The 19,074-nt window shown below is 31.0% G+C and carries 19 protein-coding genes; 1 reads left to right on the top strand and 18 read right to left on the bottom strand.

All coding sequences use genetic code 11. The annotated features are described in order from the left end of the window. Nucleotides 1-12: 12 nt before the first annotated feature. The 18 genes from AC5M21_RS02460 to AC5M21_RS02375 form a co-directional block, all read right to left on the bottom strand. A complete protein-coding gene (locus tag AC5M21_RS02460) occupies nucleotides 13-996 on the bottom strand; it encodes a sugar kinase (protein WP_237713646.1) in 984 nt (327 codons plus the stop codon). A gap of 17 nt (nucleotides 997-1,013) precedes the next feature. Beyond that, entirely contained in the window at nucleotides 1,014-1,655 is a 642-nt protein-coding gene (locus tag AC5M21_RS02455) for a bifunctional 4-hydroxy-2-oxoglutarate aldolase/2-dehydro-3-deoxy-phosphogluconate aldolase (protein WP_008787254.1), read from the bottom strand. Then, entirely contained in the window at nucleotides 1,652-1,945 is a 294-nt protein-coding gene (locus AC5M21_RS02450) for a hypothetical protein (protein ID WP_008787253.1), read from the bottom strand. The genes AC5M21_RS02455 and AC5M21_RS02450 overlap by 4 nt, the downstream gene beginning before the upstream one ends. Beyond that, complete coding sequence (gene ilvD, locus AC5M21_RS02445; RefSeq protein ID WP_008787252.1) at nucleotides 1,945-3,660, bottom strand: dihydroxy-acid dehydratase; 1,716 nt, start codon at nucleotides 3,658-3,660, stop codon at nucleotides 1,945-1,947. Before ilvD ends, AC5M21_RS02450 begins: the two co-directional genes overlap by 1 nt. 17 nt (nucleotides 3,661-3,677) lie before the next feature. Then, nucleotides 3,678-5,114, bottom strand: coding sequence for a glycoside hydrolase family 1 protein (locus tag AC5M21_RS02440; RefSeq protein WP_008787251.1), 1,437 nt, complete (start codon nucleotides 5,112-5,114; stop codon nucleotides 3,678-3,680). 1 nt (nucleotide 5,115) lies between these two features. After that, a complete protein-coding gene (uxuA, locus tag AC5M21_RS02435; protein WP_008787250.1) occupies nucleotides 5,116-6,150 on the bottom strand; it encodes a mannonate dehydratase in 1,035 nt (344 codons plus the stop codon). Nucleotides 6,151-6,165: 15 nt separating this feature from the next. Then, on the bottom strand, nucleotides 6,166-6,927 hold the full coding sequence (locus AC5M21_RS02430) for an IclR family transcriptional regulator (protein WP_008787249.1): 762 nt from the start codon (nucleotides 6,925-6,927) through the stop codon (nucleotides 6,166-6,168). 86 nt (nucleotides 6,928-7,013) lie between these two features. Continuing rightward, entirely contained in the window at nucleotides 7,014-8,345 is a 1,332-nt protein-coding gene (locus tag AC5M21_RS02425) for a PTS sugar transporter subunit IIC (protein ID WP_008787248.1), read from the bottom strand. Between the two features lie 706 nt (nucleotides 8,346-9,051). Next, nucleotides 9,052-9,849 carry a ChbG/HpnK family deacetylase gene (locus tag AC5M21_RS02420; protein WP_117768931.1) on the bottom strand — a complete coding sequence of 266 codons (798 nt, stop codon included), beginning with the start codon at nucleotides 9,847-9,849 and terminating at the stop codon, nucleotides 9,052-9,054. After that, on the bottom strand, nucleotides 9,824-11,251 hold the full coding sequence (locus AC5M21_RS02415; protein WP_236916417.1) for a PTS transporter subunit EIIC: 1,428 nt from the start codon (nucleotides 11,249-11,251) through the stop codon (nucleotides 9,824-9,826). Before AC5M21_RS02415 ends, AC5M21_RS02420 begins: the two co-directional genes overlap by 26 nt. A 64-nt stretch (nucleotides 11,252-11,315) precedes the next feature. After that, entirely contained in the window at nucleotides 11,316-12,164 is an 849-nt protein-coding gene (locus AC5M21_RS02410; RefSeq protein ID WP_044927310.1) for a PRD domain-containing protein, read from the bottom strand. Continuing rightward, nucleotides 12,142-12,636, bottom strand: a complete 495-nt coding sequence (locus AC5M21_RS02405) for a PTS sugar transporter subunit IIA (RefSeq protein ID WP_008787244.1) — start codon at nucleotides 12,634-12,636, stop codon at nucleotides 12,142-12,144. Before AC5M21_RS02405 ends, AC5M21_RS02410 begins: the two co-directional genes overlap by 23 nt. A 256-nt stretch (nucleotides 12,637-12,892) precedes the next feature. Next, on the bottom strand, nucleotides 12,893-13,975 hold the full coding sequence (locus tag AC5M21_RS02400) for an ORF6N domain-containing protein (RefSeq protein ID WP_008787243.1): 1,083 nt from the start codon (nucleotides 13,973-13,975) through the stop codon (nucleotides 12,893-12,895). A gap of 810 nt (nucleotides 13,976-14,785) precedes the next feature. Then, nucleotides 14,786-15,493 (bottom strand): Rv2686c family ABC transporter permease subunit, encoded by a 708-nt coding sequence (locus AC5M21_RS02395; RefSeq protein ID WP_008787242.1) that lies wholly within the window; start codon nucleotides 15,491-15,493, stop codon nucleotides 14,786-14,788. Then, nucleotides 15,490-16,170: a fluoroquinolone export ABC transporter permease subunit gene (locus tag AC5M21_RS02390; RefSeq protein ID WP_008787241.1), complete on the bottom strand. Its 681-nt coding sequence runs from the start codon at nucleotides 16,168-16,170 to the stop codon at nucleotides 15,490-15,492. The genes AC5M21_RS02395 and AC5M21_RS02390 overlap by 4 nt, the downstream gene beginning before the upstream one ends. Beyond that, nucleotides 16,167-17,012 carry an ABC transporter ATP-binding protein gene (locus AC5M21_RS02385; RefSeq protein ID WP_017143946.1) on the bottom strand — a complete coding sequence of 282 codons (846 nt, stop codon included), beginning with the start codon at nucleotides 17,010-17,012 and terminating at the stop codon, nucleotides 16,167-16,169. The genes AC5M21_RS02390 and AC5M21_RS02385 overlap by 4 nt, the downstream gene beginning before the upstream one ends. Nucleotides 17,013-17,087: 75 nt before the next feature. Then, nucleotides 17,088-17,672 (bottom strand): TetR/AcrR family transcriptional regulator, encoded by a 585-nt coding sequence (locus AC5M21_RS02380; RefSeq protein ID WP_008787238.1) that lies wholly within the window; start codon nucleotides 17,670-17,672, stop codon nucleotides 17,088-17,090. A 114-nt stretch (nucleotides 17,673-17,786) separates the two neighbouring features. Then, on the bottom strand, nucleotides 17,787-18,053 hold the full coding sequence (locus AC5M21_RS02375; protein WP_008787237.1) for a hypothetical protein: 267 nt from the start codon (nucleotides 18,051-18,053) through the stop codon (nucleotides 17,787-17,789). A 123-nt stretch (nucleotides 18,054-18,176) separates the two neighbouring features. On the opposite strand from AC5M21_RS02375, the gene AC5M21_RS02370 reads away from it, so the two are divergent. Then, entirely contained in the window at nucleotides 18,177-19,067 is an 891-nt protein-coding gene (locus tag AC5M21_RS02370) for an Rgg family transcriptional regulator (protein WP_008787236.1), read from the top strand. Nucleotides 19,068-19,074: the final 7 nt, after the last annotated feature.

The raw sequence follows: 19,074 nt of genomic DNA, 5'->3' as shown, positions 1-19,074 counted from the left end.
AACTTCTCTCCTTTATCTGTTAATTCTTGATGTTCCTGCTTCCATAAATGATTCAATTTCAGCAATATGAAACGTATTGGCATCGCCATGAATTGTATGTTTTAATACTGAAGCACAACATCCAAATTCCAAACTATAATTAATATCTTTCTGATTCAATAATCCATAAAGAACCCCTGAAAGATAAGCATCTCCTCCACCTACACGATCAACAATGTCATCAATATGATAAGTTTGAGAAATATGTAAACAATTATCATATAAATAACCTGTTAAATCATTCACACTTGTTGAAAGGATATCTCTTTTTGTACATGTGATATATTGAATATTTGGATACATCTTTTTTATTTGTTGGTAATAATCTGCTAATTGTTTTTCAAAAGTCTCTTTAGAACTTGTTAATCCAAGAAAATTTTGTGCATCTAAATGTCCTGCTGATAAAATAGTCACATAAGGTAAGATTTGTTTGAAAGCTTGTCCAGCTTCCTCAATTGTCCACATTTTGGCACGATAATTACTGTCATAAACGACACATTTATTATTTCCTCGGCAATATTCAAGCATTTTCAGCACAGCCTGACGCACTGTCTCATTTAATGCTACTGTTATACCAGATACAACAAAAATATCAATATCCTTAAAAAGGTCTTCCATGTCAATGTCATCCAAACAAAATGATGTCATGGCACTATACTTACGATCATAAATGACCTGACTTGTACGATTGCCACTGCCATTTTCTAAAAAGTAACTGCCAATTCTCATATCATTTCTTAAAATCTGTGTTGTATCAACATCATACTTTTTTAAATATGAAATGATTGCATCTCCTAATGCGTGATTCGGTAATTTGGTTAATAATGTTGTATCAAAGCCATACTGTGCTAAACTTACAGCAATATTTGTTTCACTTCCACCAATATGAACTTGGAAATCAAGTTCACTAAAGCGATGTCCTTTATGTGTTGAATATCGCAGTAAAGTTTCTCCCATACATAACACTCTCATGGTTATTTCGCCTCTCTTGTACGACTAACATACTGACTTGCTATTTCAGTGACTTCATCAAACTTTCCTTGAGCCCCCAGTTTATTTAATTCGCCACCAACACCAATTGCATCAACACCAGCCTTAAACCAATCCTGAACATTGTCTAAATTGACACCACCAGTCACCATTAAAGAAACTTGTGGCAAAGGAGAGCGAATAGCCCCTATATATCCAGGTCCAAAGGCACTGCCAGGGAATAATTTAATGATTTCACTACCTGCTTCCATTGCTGTGACAATTTCTTTAATTGTCATACATCCAGGAATATACGGAATACCATAACGATTACAAAGAATAGCTGTCTCTTTATCAAACGAAGGAGAAACGATATATTTTGCACCTGCAAGAATAGCCATTCTGGCTGTTGGTGCATCTAAAACAGTCCCAGCTCCAATACACACTTCCTGATCTTCTTTATAGATTTCACAAAGCTGTTTGATAATTTCAGAAGCACTGGTATTTGTATAAGCCATTTCAATAGCTTTTAATCCACCTTTAATACAAGCTTTAGAAATTTCAATTCCTTCTGATAAACTGTGACCTCTAACCACAGCAACAACACCTTGTTTTTTTAATTCCATAATTGTTTCTGATTTTTTCATGATGACATTCCTCCTGTTAATAATGTAAATAAGACAATCATATAAATAATACAGACAGCTGTTTGTATCCCTTTTTCATTTTTATTAAATTCTGAATTTTTGTTCCATATACGATACAAGGCATAGGGAGGAAACAAAATATTAAATATATAGGTAATGATTTTATATAGTGTAAATACACGAATAGCATTAGGATCAGGTTTATTTAACTTTTCACGTAATTCAACGATATGTTTTTGACGTTCTGTTAAGCCATCCATTTGACCTTTCTTTTGTTTCTTTGTTGCCATTATTTCATATACCCACCTTTCATTGGTGAAACTGCATGCTCTGTATAAAGTGCCAATACACCTTTTTGATATTTAGGTGTTTTAGGTTGCCATTTGGTTTTTCTTTCTTTTAAAATTTTATCAATCAAATCCAATGGTGTTCTCTTTCCATGAATACCAACAATATTTAAAGAACGATTTTTCACGCTAATTTCAATCAAATCACCATCTTCAACAAGTGCAATTGGGCCACCACTGGCAGCTTCTGGTGATATATGTCCAATCGCTGGTCCTTTACTTGCTCCTGAAAAACGTCCATCAGTTAATAAAGCAATAGAAGCAGATAATTTAGGATCACTAGAAATAGCTTCCGTTGTATAGAACATTTCAGGCATTCCACTTCCTTTAGGTCCTTCATAACGAATAAATACAGCTTCCCCAGGATGAATATAATGTTTTAAAATAGCATCAATAGCATCTTCTTCACAATCAAACACACGAGCTGATAAAACGACTTCATGCATTTCTCTAGGAACTGCAGAATGTTTGACAACTGCACCTTCAGGAGCTAAGTTTCCTTTTAATATGGCAATTGCACCTTCTTCATTTAAAGGTTGTGTGATAGGATAAATAATATCTTCTCTTTTCACATGAATATCTTTTAAGAAAGCATAACATTTTTCATAATAGCCATTGCATTTTAACTCTTTTAAGTTTTCACCTAATGTTTTTCCAGTGACAGTCATCACATCAAGGTGCAAATGTTCTTTGATTGCTTCCATGATGGCAGGTGTTCCTCCTGCATAGTAATAATATTGAGCAGGATAGAAACCACTCGGTCTTAAATTAAGTATATATGGAATTTTACGATGAATTCGATCAAAATCATCACCTGTTAATTCAATTCCTGCTTCATGTGCAATTGCTGGCAAATGCAATAATGCATTTGTTGATCCAGCAATGGCAGCATGAACCATAATTGCATTTTCAAAAGCATCTTTTGTTAAAATATCAGAAGGTTTAATATCTTTTTCAACCAAGAATTTCATATGCTCACCGATGTTTTTCGCAACATCTTTTAATGCTTCACTTGTTGCTGGAAGTAAAGATGAACCTGGCAATGCCAAACCAAGTGCTTCAGCCATGATTTGCATTGTGGTTGCTGTCCCAATAAAACTGCAGGCTCCACAACTTGGGCAAGCATTGTGTTTATAATAATTAAACTCATCTAAAGTAATCTCACCACGCTGATATTGAGCAGAATATTTACCAATCTGTTCTAATGTTAATAAATCTGGTCCTGCATTCATGACACCACCAGGAATCATAATAGCTGGTGCATTCAATCTCGCAATTGCTTTTAAATGAGCGGGTACAGCTTTATCACAACTTGATAAAAAGACACAGCCATCAAATGGTGTCGCACAATACTGAATTTCAATCATATTGGTCATCATTTCTCTTGAACATAATGAATAATTAATCCCATCATGACCTTGAGCTTCTCCATCACAAATATCGGTTGTATAATATTTTGCACCTTTGGCATTGACTGCTTGAAGACTTTCTTCAACATACCCTACCAATTCATTAAGATGCACACTTCCTGGGTGAGAATCCCCATAGGTACTTCCAATAAAAATTTGCATTTTTTCTAATTCTTCTACTTTCCAACCTGTTCCAATTCTTAATGGATCTAATTCAGGTGCTATCTTTCTTAATTCCTGGCTTTTCAATGCTCTAACCTCCTTCTTTATTTATAAATGTTCTCTTCATCCTCTATTTCAAATTCTCTTGTTTGAATCATATTTTGATAAAAGTAAGCTGATTTTTTAAGATGTCTGTTACGGTTATCTTCTAAATCTATTTCAACTAATCCATAACGATTTTTAAAAGCATTCATTGGAGAAACATTATCTGTAAATGCCCATAACATATAACCTTTACAATTTGAACCTTCTTGAATACCTCTTAATAACCAATCTAAATGCATCTTGATAAATTCAATACGATAATTATCTTGAATCATACCTGTTTCATCTTTATACTGCTTTTCATTTTCCACACCCATGCCACTTTCAGCAATAAACCATTCAAAGTTATTGTAATGATTTTTCATACGCATTGCCATATCATACATGATTTTTGGATAGATTTCCCAGCCACGATGAGGATTCATCTTCTTTCCTGGCATATTAAAATCTTCATAGTAGAAATCTGGATGGAAAGGCGCATCGGGATGAATCGCTGTTGTACGTTCCTTGACACGATTTGGATGATATAAGTTAATACCAACCCAATCCACTGTATTGTTTTGGATAATTTCTAACTCTTCTGTCGTATAATCCATTAAAATATCATGTTGATTGAGTAAATCAAAGAATCCTTCTTCGTAATGTCCTAAAATGGCAGGATCTAAGAATACACGGTTATAGAATAAATCGTATTTATCAGCCGCCTCTAAATCTCTAGGACTATTACCTCTAGGATAAGCTGTTTCTACATTGACAATTGTCCCAAACTTGCCACCATCAATGCGATAACCACCTTCCTTATAAACTTTCATAATCATATTTGTGGCAAGAGCCTTGTTATAATTCCACTGCATCCATGCTTTACTATCCTGATAAAATGGATAACGTAAAGCATCTAAATGAATTCTTGTTTGAACAACCACAGGTTCATTAAAAGCAAACCAATACTTCACTTTATGTCCAAATCTTTGAAATGCTTTTTCAGCATATCTTACAAATAAGTCAACCACATGTTTGCTGGCAAATCCATCATACTTTTTGAATAATTCACCTGGTATTTCATAATGTTCTAAACATACCATTGGTTCTATCCCTTGAGCAATCAATTCATCTAACATAGCATCATAATAAGCAGCATAATCTTCATCAACAATCACATTCTCATAATCAATTAAAAATCTTGACCAATTGAGTGATGTTCGATAACAATTCATGCCAATCTCTTTCATATAACCAATATCTTCCTGATAACGATGATAATAATCCGTAGCAATTGCTGGCCCATAACCGTTGTGCCATACATCTTTATTTTCTTTATACCATAAATCTATATATGAATCTTGATGTTCTTTTTTTCCTGTCCAACCTTCAGTCTGCCAAGCACTGGCAGCAGCCCCTAAGAAAAAATCATCAGGTAACTTTATTCTTCTTTTCATCTTATTTTCCTTTCAAAGCATCAATAATCCCACCTAAGTACATAGCTCCAAGTGCACGATCATATAAACCATAACCTGGTTTTCCTTTTTCTCCCCAAATCATCCGTCCATGATCTGGTCTTATATAACCTTCAAAACCAGTTTCTATATATGCTTTCATTAATTCAACCATATCAAGTGATCCACAACTTGAATAATGAGCGCTTTCTTCAAAAGAACCATCTGCCAATAATTTCACATTTCTGACATGTGCAAAGTGAATTCTTTTCATTGCTCCATATTTTCTAATTAATTTTGGCATATCATTGAACGTAGCACACCCTAATGAGCCACTACATAATGTGAGACCATGATGAATATCATCATATAAATTGAGAAATCTATCTAGATTTTTTTCATTTGTAATAATTCTTGGTATTCCAAAAATTGACCATGGTGGATCATCTGGGTGAATGGCCATATTAACATCACAAGCACTTGCAACTGGCAAAATTTCTTCAATAAAATATTGTAAATTTTCCCATAGCCCTTCTTCTCCTTGAATTTTATAGGCCTCTATCAATTCACTAACCTCTTCAACAGAATAAGATGCATCCCACCCTGGTAAACTTAGTTTTGTTGGATCAAGTTGATCTACTTCTTCTTTATAATAAACCAAAGCATATGAACCATCAGCTAATTGGTGATCTATTGATGATCTTGTCCAATCAAAAACTGGCATAAAATTATAACAAATACATTTGATTCCACACTTTGCTAAATTTCTAATTGTTTCTTTATAATTATCAATATATCTTTGATAATCATTTCTTTTTAATTTTATATCCTCATGAACTGGTACGCTTTCAATCACTTCTAATTCCAATCCAGCATTATGAATAACTTTTTTTAGTTCCTGTATTCTCTCTATTGGCCAAACTTCACCAACAGGTATATCATAAATAGCACTAACAACTCCTGTCACATTAGGAATCTGTTTAATATTCTCTAAAGTCACTGAATCATCTTCGCCATACCAACGAAACGTCATTTTCATATTTTTATACCCCTTTTACCCAAGAGTGTAACCAAGTTTTACTGAAATTTTATCAGCAACATCCTTAACTACTAACCCTAAATCATCTAAATCAATTTGGCTCTCATAAAAACCAACACAGCTGATTGCTGCAATGACTTTACCATCATGATTTCTGATTGGTGCAGCTGCTGCAACTTGCTGTAATGTATCTTCACGATCACTTTTAGCATATCCTTTTATTCTTACTTCTTTAAGTTGATCTAAATACTTTTCAACAGATGTAATTGTATATTCTGTATAAGCAACAAAATCTGTTCTTTGAATAGCTCTCTTTAAATCTTCATCTGTTCCAAAAGCAACCATAACTTTTCCAAGTGCTGATGAATGAATAGAACGGCGACTTCCAATATTAGCAGTCGTGATGATTGTTTTTTCTGATTCATACTTATATAGATATGTCACCATATCATCATCTAATATTGACATAAATGTTGTTGCCTGCATTCTATTTGCTAAATCAATTAAATCGTTTTTAGCTATATTGACGATATCTGTATCATTTAAATAACTGCTTCCAATTAAAAAAGATTGAAGACCTATTTTATATTTTGTTATACCTGACTGATTATCTTCAATAACCATGTTTTTGTAAACAAGTGTCTTCATAATATCGAAGATACTTGATTTGGGAGAATCTAACATAGACGATAATTGAGCTAGAGTATATCCCTCTTTACTTTTTGAAAGAAGTTCTAAAATATCAATAGCTCTTAATAATGTTCTGTTTAATTTCATGGTAATATCACATCCTTTATATATAACATAATCATATCATAGGTCTATCTAAACATAAATACAAACCACCCTTAGGGTGGTCATATTTATTCTGCTTCAGCATTTTTCAATTGTTGTTTATTTGCTGCCATAACAAATGGAATGTAAATCAAAATTGATACAGCAATACAAAGCAATTGAGTAATGACAGCTGTCATACTTCCACCAGTGGCTAACCAGGCACTTAAGATTGGTGGTGTTGTCCATGGAATAGCATAAACCAAAACATCAGCAAATCCTATAACTGTCAAGAAATAAGCAATTGCTCCAGTAATTAATGGTGTAATAATAAATGGAATAGCCATAATAGGATTTAACATAATTGGCAAACCAAATGTCATTGTTTCATTAATATTAAAGATACCAGGAGCAAGAGAGAGCTTGGCAATTCCTCGATAATCTTCACGTTTAGAGAATAAGAAAATTGCAACAACCAAACCAATAGTCACACCAGAACCACCCATAGACATGTAAACATCCCAAAATGACATATTGATAATATTTAAATCACCTCGTACAAAATTTCCAGAGTTAACCAAATCAGTGTTAGCAATAATTGCAGCATTCAGCAATGGTTCACGAACTGGTTTAATAATTTGGTTACCATGAATACCAATAACCCAAAATAATTGAGCAACTAACATTAAAATCAATAATCCAGGTAAGCCTTGCATAACAGCTTCTAATGGTTTTTGTAACATTGTATAAATAATGTCATATAAAGTCATTCCAGTCAGTTGAGTGACACCAAAATTAACTGCTGAACATAAAATAATAGTGATCATAGCTGGAAATAACACGTTGAAAGATGTTGCAACATTTCCTGGTACTGAATCTGGCATTGAAATTTTTAATTTTCCAGATTTAACAAACCATGAGAAGAATTCAACAGATATCATAGCAATAACCATACCTAAGAATAATCCTCTTGCAGCAGTATAGTTCTTACCAAAAACATCTGCAACTTGAATAATATCCCCACTTTCTAGTGTAAAGTCAATTGTTGTAGGACAACAAGCAACATATGAACACAATGCGATAACAGCTGGAGCAAATGTATTAATACCATTTTTCTTACCAAGTTCTAACCCAATAAGGACAACTGCTCCAATTGTAAAAAAGTTTAATGTTGCATAATTTGCAGCATTGAAGATAGGTGATAAAACTTCTAGCCAAGCAAATCCTGATACTTTAGCCAAAGAAATTCCATCTGTTGTTGTAGAACAAATAACATTTGTAACAAGTGTACAAAATGCTCCAGTAATAATGACAGGCATTAATGTTGAGAACGCATTTTTGATAGCACTCATATATTTTTGATTACTGATTTTATCAGCAATAATGAGCAACTTCTCAGTTGCAGCTTCGGATAACCCCATTTCCTTTTCCTCCTCTTATCCGTATTTACGAATACTATACGTAATTTCGTATTACATATTTAATATAACCGCTTTCAGATAATTCGTCAATGCTATTTTGATAAATTTCTACACTTTTTTCACACGTCCAAAATGACGAATAATGATATGCGAATATACGGAAAATAAAAGGAAATCTCTTATTTTAAGAGCTTTCCTTAGTCACTTATTTTCAATTGTTCAAAATGTAATTCTTAAATTCTTGATAGATTATATTCTGATAAATCAAATACTTTATCTAACTGTTTAAAAGAGCATTGTTCTAACCAATATGTTGAATTATCTGAATATTTTTCTGAACAATTGTTTGATATGATTCTCATTTTGCTTTTCTTCTCTTTCAATATTATAATATGCAAGAAAATTATCTTGGAACTTTCTTTATTGAAGCCATATGTATTTCAATAAACGACTTCTGCTTTGTGACGATATCATTATAGCCTAAAACATAATCACATAGTCTCCTACGAAAGTTCTTTCTATGGTGCAAAAGTAGTAAAAGAAATAATCAGACAAAACAGCGAAATTCTTTCTTTTATTTTTATGTTCTGAGTCATTTGACTTGTAATTCTTTCTAAAGAAATAATCCCTCTACTCATATAAACTCATTTTTCTTATTATCTATAATAATTATATAATTTCATATAAGTTCATGTCTTCTTTTCATTTATTTTAAATTCTTATAAGTGATTAATTTTATATCATGATTATGAATATAAGAGATAATATCTTTATCAAGCATTGCTTGTAAATCCTTTATTCTTCTTAATGTTAATGTTGTTTCTTCAAACAACTGATAATCAATATAACCACAATGTCCAATATAATAATAGGTTTGATTGTTTTTTAATACAGGTAAATCATCTTCAAGCAAATGCTTTGTAATATCAATATCTATTTGATCTTGTAAGTTGCTTCCTTTTGTACCCATGAATGTTGTTGGTAAACAAGGATAGTGTAACATCATATCCATTGAATGATAAATTCCATATTTTTGAGCAATTTTCTGCGCTGCTTTATATGTATTTGGTGTCAATAATGAATGGGGATGGGTATACTCTGGTAAACGACCTATAATCTCAATAAATCTTTTGACTTGATTTTCTGTCTCTAGGTAGATTTCATGATAAGGATAAGGATCGATTTCAAATGTTGTGATAAGATTTTCATAAGACACTATTTTATGTTTTTGAGAAATATCTGTTGATTTATAAAAATCTCCATTTTCATCAACGAGATGAGGAATAAGTTTGGGATCACTGACTGGTTTCCCACACACATAATTAATATCTATTCCTAAACAAACATCCATATTTTTAATATCTTGTGCCGCCTGATAGGAACAAGGCATATTGATAAATATTCCAGTATTTCTAATGATTCCGTTTTGAATACCTTCTCTAATTCCAGCTGAAACACCAGGCGTAATTCCATAATCATCACTTTGTACTAATAACTGAATCATTGTTTCTTCCCTCCTTTTTATCATCAAATCCAAAAATCATCGCTAAGGAAAGTGTCAAAACAAATGCAATCACACAAGCAATAATTCCCTGTGGTAAACTGTTTGCGTTCTCACCTGCAAAGCCTAGTGCAATTGCAATATTTCCTGAACCTACAAAGTAAACAGCTACATTCATTAAACCTGCATAAAATCCTCCTGCAAAACCACCTGCTAACATATACAAAATTGCCTTTTTATATCTCAATATAATACCAAATAGAGTCGGTTCACTAATTCCACCAATTGTAAGCGTCACAAATGAAGTTAAGGCATTTCCTTTTTCTTCAGCTCCCTTAGATTTCATTAAATATGTTAAACCAATTGCAATCATAGGATAATTAGAAATAAATGCACCGACTAAGATACTATTATCAAATCCCATTGTTGCAATATATGTTAACGCAATTGCAATTAAAGCCTGATGCATTCCAGTAACAATTAACAATGGCCAACAAGCTGCAATAATAGCAATTGAGAAAGGTCCTACCAATGTATGTAAACTTACCAATCCATCTGCTATTCCTTTTCCTAAAATCGCTCCAATTGGTCCTAATATACACAATGCAATTGGTAACATAATTAATAATGTCAATAAGGGAAAGAGTAATGCTCTTAAAGCATTTGGAATAACTTTGTTTAAACCTTTTTCAACATAAGACATCATCCACACAATCAAAATCATAGAAACAAAGTTAGATGAATATGTTGTTAAATACATAGGGATTCCATAAACGGTAAATGCTTCACCAGTATTGACAATTTCTATTAAAGTTGGATGTAGTAACACACCAGCAATAAATAATGCCATAGGAATATTTGTTTGAAACTTCTTAGCTGCTGCATAAGCCACATAAATGGGGAAGAAATAAAATCCCGCATCTCCTACAAATGTGAGTAAGCGCATGAAATCACTTGTTTCACTCATGATATTCAACATAGATGGCCCTAATACCGCAACAATCAGTTTCACCAAACCAGCCGCAGTAATAATTGGTAACATAGGAGCCACACATCCGCCAATCACATCTAGTACATTATTTAAAATAGATTTTGGTGTTAGTTTCTCTTTCTTTTGAGATATATCATCCACAATCTCATCAATTCCTTCATGAATTTCAAAGCCAGCAATTTGGCATAATTCTTTATAAACATTTTCTACTTCTGATCCAATAATAATTTGATATTGTGTTCCAACTGTTTTTGTTCCAACAATACCTGTCATTTTCTGAATGTCTTCATCTTGAATCAGTCCTTTATCTTTAGGTGTAATACGTAATCTTGTCATACAATATGTCACATATGTGACATTGTCCTTTCCACCAACAAATTCTAATATACGACCCGCTTTTTCTTGAATGTTCATCATTTTTCTCTCCTTTTTCGTTGTTATTATAAAAACCCCATTCCACATAGATATCTTTCTATCATTAGGGAGTGGGGTTATGCTCTTTACGGTTACAGTCCTCACGTGTGCATAATCTATTGACATGCATCATCAAATATAATTTTTCTTCTTCATTCATATAAAGATTTTTCTTTTTTAAAACACTTTCTATAATATCCACACATCTTTTCACTTCTGGATAATCTATACTGACCATCTGATATAATCGTATATTATCAGTAGATATAGTTTGACCTTCAGTCATTCTTCTTAACAAATAATGAAGATGTGTTACAAATCTTGAATAATGAAAACTATCTCTTCTGATTTTCATATTCATTGACCTTTCTACTATAGATGTACATAAATCAACCAATTCTTCATGATGAGAATTGTTATCATTTTGATATAATTCACTATTAATAATATTCATTGCAATGCCTGTTTTCTCTGTATCAGGCAAAGGAATCTGTAGATCTTCTAAAATGAATTGAAGAGCATATTCAGCAACCTTTGACTCTTTTGGATATAGATATTCAATATCATAATAAAGTGGCATTTTCATATCTATGTTCTTTTCATATCTTTCAATACTAAACTGAATATGATCGGCAAGGATAAATGTCAAATTAGGATTGATTTTATCACCAATCATTCTTGAAGCAAGTTCAAATATCTTTTCACAGACTTCTAAAACAGTTTCAGGGACTTCATGTATTAAATCTATATATTGTTCTTTGGTATTATAGTATGTACGCTTAACCTCTGATAAATCAGTGATTTCACAAGGCATTTTATGAAACCCAATACCTTTTCCTTCAACAATAATTTGCTCTCCTTGTGAATCAAGTGCTAAAGCATAATTATTGTTAATCTTTTTTATCAATTTCATACTCATCTATCCCTTCAAAAACAACATCTCCAATATTAATACTCTCATGAAGACAAATTTTATGAAAATTTTTCCCATTTGTCACAATCATCATTGTCGTTGAATCATAATTTTCTTTAATAAAATCAAGATCAACCTCCACAACAGGCTCACCCTTCTTCACTCTTTGATTGACCTTTTTAAGAACATTAAATCCTTTTCCTTCCAGATTCACAGTATCAATACCAATATGAATTAAGATCTCAAATCCATTATCAGCTTTGATTCCAAAAGCATGTCCTGTCCTAAATATCATTTGCACTGTCCCATCACATGGTGCTGCAATGATATGAGTATCAGGGATAATCGCAATACCATCTCCCATACTCAAAGATGCAAAACCAATATCATTCACTTCTGTAATATCTATACATTTTCCTTTTACAGGTGCATAGATATTTTTATCAACTTTAGACTTAAATAAATTAAACATTTTGACCTCCACAAAAAAACTCATAATAAGCAAACCAAAAACAGCTGTTTAATTGGTTATGCCTCTTATGAGTAACAGTCCAACACTTAATTTACAAATTTATGATATCATGCGCATCTTAAAAAAGCAAGCGTTTTCATACTTTGAAAATATGAGTTAATTCTCTTTTTTTATGAGTATCCTCATTTAAATATAAATTATATATCCATGAAATTAATAATTTAACAATTATACATATATTTCATTATCTTCCTATTTATTCAAATATATAATCATCATGCATTAACAATTCATCAATAATTGAATAAATAATATCTGATGTTGAAAGTAGGCTTATACAACAAACTTTCTTTCCAGCATCTTTACTTGATGCTCCACAATGATATATTTTTTCTGTATCTGTTTGATAATCTATAATGATAAATCTATCATGGCATCTTTGATTATTCTTCTTAATAGACAAAGTTGGATATTCTCTATTAAAGTTATCAAACTCTAATTGATTTAATTTTCCACTACCTCTTCCCTTATTATCTGAGAAAACAATAACATTAACTTCCTTTTTCTTTGCAGACAATAAAGATAAAGTATGACAATTAATATAATCATCTACAATATAAATAGAATGTTTTGCTTCTTTATAGATATCCATATAAGCAACATTTGCTTCAAATGGCTGACTATCCTTAAAAACAAATTGTTTCAATTCTTCTTTAGGAATAAAACTATTTAATACTTTATTCATAGAAGCCTTCATATCATTTTTAGTGACCATATTTTCTTTAATCCCATCAATTTCTGTCTTTAGTTCTTTATGACCGTTGTACATTTCTTCTTTAATCTTCATATTATCTTGTATTAATGAGTTCAATAGATCTGTACTACCTAATAATTGTCTGTTTTCATTAATATAATGTCTCATCTTTTTAAATGTTCTCATAATCATTAAACTCTGATGGACTGCAACTTCCCCTTTTAATACAGTCGCAAGCATATAAACACCTTGTTCAGTAAATGCATTAATTTTATAAGTTCTTCCACCTTTAATACCAAATGTCTGTATCGAGGTCGCAAATTGCGACCTCGATAATTCAAGCATTTCATCTTGCGTTAATGGAAACATAAAATCTTCTGGAAATCTTTCTTTATTTCTTTTGACTTGCTCATTAAGTCTTTTAACTTCATATCCATACAACTTCGCTAAATCAAAGTCAAGCATAACTTGTTGTCCACGAATTTCATATATCATCCCTTGAATATCTAAGTCATTATATGACGGAAGAAATTCTTCTTGATTTTCTTTATTTTTCAATGCAATTGCTGTTTTGTCTTTATCCATTTTTTACCTCCAATTTATAATATTATTTGTATTTATCACTGTGAATCTTCTAAAAACAAGGGGAGCAAAACAAAGCACATAAAATACATGTATCATTATCTAACCCCAAACATTTCCATACTCTTAGTATATCACAATTAGCAAACAAAGAAAATGCTATAAGCAATTTTTTGCACAATTATAAAAAGGAAACTGACGCAAAATTTATTCAAATAGGCATACTCTTGTATATAATATTGAAATTATATTAATGGAAAACATGAACAAATGACGACTTCTCCCTTTCATACCAAATATCTGCATCGAGGTCGCAAATTGTGACCTCACGAAATTTATTTCTTCTCTAGTTAATTAAACATAAAATTATCTAGGAATCTTTCTATATTTTTCTTACCTATTGATTCAATCTTTATATCATATCTATATAACATTGCTTAATTAGACTCAAGCCCCACTTTTTACCCTCGAATTTCATATACCATTCCTTGGATATCTAAATCGTTATATTTAAGAATAATAACTTCATTATCTCCTTTTTTTACTGCAATTATCGTTATGTCCCTATTTTCTCCATGTTATTATCATCATTCTACTTACCCAAATATATCTCTAATTTATTATTCTTGTGTTAATATATTTATAAAATAAAAAAAATAATGGAGCAAAACAATGATACATCAACAAGATATATAATCATTTTACTCCGAAATCTTCCATATTCACTGTTTAACACAATCAGCAAACCATAATAATACTTAAAACAGTTATTGGCTATCTAGATTTTTAAACTTCAAAGACATATGCATATCCTTATGCTAATTTTCGATTAAACACAAATACAAGTATCACTATCCATAAAACCGATATGAATAATCCCATAAGCATAAAGAAAACTTGTTCATTGACTAATCCCTTTCCTATCCAAAAAGTTGGAACCCATGCAAACAAATATGAATATGCACTGTGCATAAAATAAGGGATTAATACAACAAATGATTCTAGCGAAGCCATTTTTGCTACTGCCATTCCTTCTAATTTATGTGATGATAAACTGACAACCAGTAAAGAAACAATCAGCCCTTGCATACATCCCAATATACAAATCAAAATCATCATATCAAATGGCAAAGATGAAATATGAAATATTGGTAATAATATACATGTAAAAATGAAACTCATCAATGTTGGTATTCCTAACCTCGAAATTAAATACCCTATCTTCCCTAATGGAGTCACAAATAAACCATTGATTATATGATCGTCTCTTTCTTCTAGGATGATTAAAGCAGAAACAATACACAGCATATCAGAAATGAGTATTCCATAAAAAGTATCAATCAAAGAATAATACTGATGAAAATCAATCTTAAAATATTGTATAGACATTTGATTGAATATTGGAACTCCATAACGAAAGATAAAACCACACAATATAGGTACAAAGCAAATCAGTAATAACATTTTATCCTTTTTAACCATAAATAATAATTGTTGAAAACTTATCAAGAGAGATTTCATAGATGAACACCTCCTACGCTTTTCCACATTTTCTTTGTCATATAAACAGCAATTTTCCATAAACAAACAAGCATAATCACAACAATCAATATACTTAATAAATCATTCTGACTTTTTCCATTGATAAGTGATAAACAATGTGTCATAGGATAGACCATTAAATATTGATTTTCAATAAAAATAGAAGCAAGAGGTGGAACAAAACAGAGGATTTCAACTGGAACTGTCCATAAGATAAACTGATTAAGACTGTGAATCTTTGTCGATACGATGAGTCCTAATAGGCTAAAAATAAATGAAGATAATAATGTTCCAATAAAAACCATAATGAGATTTTGATGATGGGAGATAACTGCTAATATCATAGCAACTATTTCTGAAATCAAAGCAAGCGAAATGATTTTTGATAAAATATATTCTGAAATATGAATAGGTGAAACAGCTAAACTATTGAGAACTCTTTGACTCTTTTCAAATAGGACAATAGCTCCCATAAAGAATAAACCCATTGCAGCAGGATCAGAATATATCATTAAACTCGCAACTGTTTCCTGCCAAGTCTCTGGTAAAATGACTAAAACAAAAGCATAAAGAACTGTAAAAACAACATAGAGGAAATAAAAACCATATTTGATTTGAAATACAATATCTCCTTTTATCAAATGAATTATTCTCATAATAAAGTTCTCCCCGTTAATTCTATGAAGATATCATTTAAAGTTGGTTCGCTACTATGAATAGAAAGAATCTTATTCTGTTGCATGAGTTGATGCAATCTTTGATCATCTGATATTTGCTGCAATAAACAGTTGGCTGTTTTGAATCCATGATCTTCATATGTGTAAGTCACCTGTTTGGCACCATGAGATAAAATTAAATTTTGAGGACTGTCTATTGCACATATTTGCCCATTAATGATAAAAGCAACCTGATCACACAATTCTGTCGCATCTTCCATGTTATGGGTTGTTAAAATAATTATTTTACCCTTGTTTTTTTCTAATAGAATCAAGTCTTTCATCATACGACTATTGGTTGGATCTAAACCACTTGTTGGTTCATCTAAAAAGAGGATATCTGGATCATTAATTAACGCTTTGATAAAATTCAATCTCGATTTCATTCCTTTAGAATAGTCGCTGACTTTTTTATCAGCATCATTTTGTAATCCAACAGATTCTAACAACTGATCTATAGAACGCGTCTGGTGAGTATAGAGTGATGCAAAAAATTTAAGATTCTCTCTGGCGGTTAGTTTCTCATATAGTGTTGGAAACTCAAAGTCTACACCAATATTCTCGTAAAAAATATTCGTATGATGTTTACATTCCACACCATTCACAATCGCATGTCCTTTATAGTTTGTGATTAATCCTGTTAATATTTTCTGTAATGTAGATTTTCCTGCACCAGATGGTCCCAAGAAACCAAATATCATCCCTTTCTCTACTTTAAAATTGATTTCTTTGATAAATTCATTCTTGTTATAACTGAATTGTAAATCTTTGACTTCTATCATATTTATCTCCTTTTTTGACTGTTTATATATATTTAGTCAAATAAATATATAAATGAACTTGGTTCTATGACCAAGTTATTGTTTTAAAAATTGTAAGACTAAACCTTGTATTAACATCTTTAATGATTGCTCGTCTTGACAGCAATCCGAAAACATAAACATAAATAAATCTCGAAATGCTCCAGATAATGCCTTGATATCTATATCTTCCTGATGAGGAATATACATCAAAATCTGTTCTAACATCTGTTGATCATGTTGAAAATGTTCATTCACTATATCTGGAGGTAGTTTCATTGTAAGTAACTCTAATTCTCCAGATGTTAAGGCTTGAAATAAAGGGTTATCTTTGGCTTTTAGAAAGAAGTCAAGAATAAAATCAGTAAGTTGATGAACATCCATATGTTGAAAATCCAACTGTGATAATGCTATTTTCATATCTTTTTCAAAGATTTCATGAAACTCAAGTAGGACCTCAAATACTAATATTTCTTTAGATTTATAAAACAAATAAAATGTTCCTTTAGGAATATTGACTTCTTTTACAAGTGAATCAACTGTTGTTTTTTTAATCCCATTCATTGATAAACTTTGCCTTGTCGCCTCTTTTAATCTGCCTTTAATATCATCTTTTTCACTCTGAGAATAAACCTTTGGCATTTCATCACCTCTTTTTTGACTAAATATCTATTTTTAGTCATTATAAATCTATAAAGATAAAAAGTCAATACAAGAAATATCATAACAACTTTTAGAACTTCTTTTTAATTGTAATTATTCATTTTTAAAGATGTTTCTAAGTTTGTCTTTGATTCTTTGAATTATTTGACTTGTTTCATCAAGCTTAATAATCCATACACCTTTTGATAATTGATTCAATTGATAGTCGACGATTGTATCATCAATATATTCAAGCTCTTTCTCTAACATATCCATTAAACTTTCCTGTCCTTTTTCTTCATCAATTTCTCTAACTTCAACGACCCAAAGTCCTGGTGATAATTCACTCACCTTCCATTTTTCATCATTTTTACTTTTCATAAACTTTCCTCCTTATATATTTACTTTAACTTATAATTGCTTATTTTAATCAAAAAGTCCGAATACTCATACCAAATTTACTATAAAATTATATTATGATAAAATGATCTACGAGGTGTAATTATGGAAAAATATGGACTGACAGTTCGTCAAATCAGATTAAATAAAGGATTTAAACAAAAAGAAATTTATACAGGATTATTAAGCAAATCTTTTTCTATTGACTTTGAAAAAGGATTATATGATATTAAGTTTTCAATTATGCTAAACATATTAAAACGATTAATGATTTCAATAGATGAATTCATACTTATACATAATCATTATCATGAAAATTTAATCAATCAGACTTTGGTAGAAATTAATGAAAAAAAGTTTGAAAATGATGATCATTATGCCCAACTCATAAATGATATTATTAAAGAAGAATCTAAAAAAAGTCAGGATCCTGCTAGCCGAGTAGCATATTGGCAAATGCTCATCCTACAATCAATATATTCTGATACGGATTATCAACACTCAAATCATTACTTACATGCAAAACAAGAAATCCAAAACTATTTATTCAACATAGAAACATGGACATTATCAGAATTAAGAATATTTTCTAATATGCATTTTCTTTTTGAAAATAATGAAATAAAGACAAGTTTATTTCTTACAGCATGGAAATCTATAGAAAAATATCAGTATCATCCAGAATTCCTTACTTATATAACTCATCTTTTAACAAATCATTTATTCTCACTTATTTATACTCAACAATATTCTCTTGCAGCTAAAGTTATCGAAAGATTATATGAATTAACTGAAGATATAACAATGATGGTGTGGAAAGTTATGTTATATTATTTAGAAGGACTTTACTTCTATGCCACTGATGAGCAAGAAAAAGGATTACAACTTATTAATAAAGCAAAACTAATCTGTGAACTTACAGATAATGAAAACATAATTAAACAAATAGAAGCAGGATTAAGAGCTATTCAAAATGATAATCATATATCTGTTTAACCATAAC

It is taken from the genome of Coprobacillus sp. (assembly GCF_984815275.1).
Note: the sequence above shows the minus strand (reverse complement) of the source record. Positions and strands in the feature narration are given on the sequence as shown.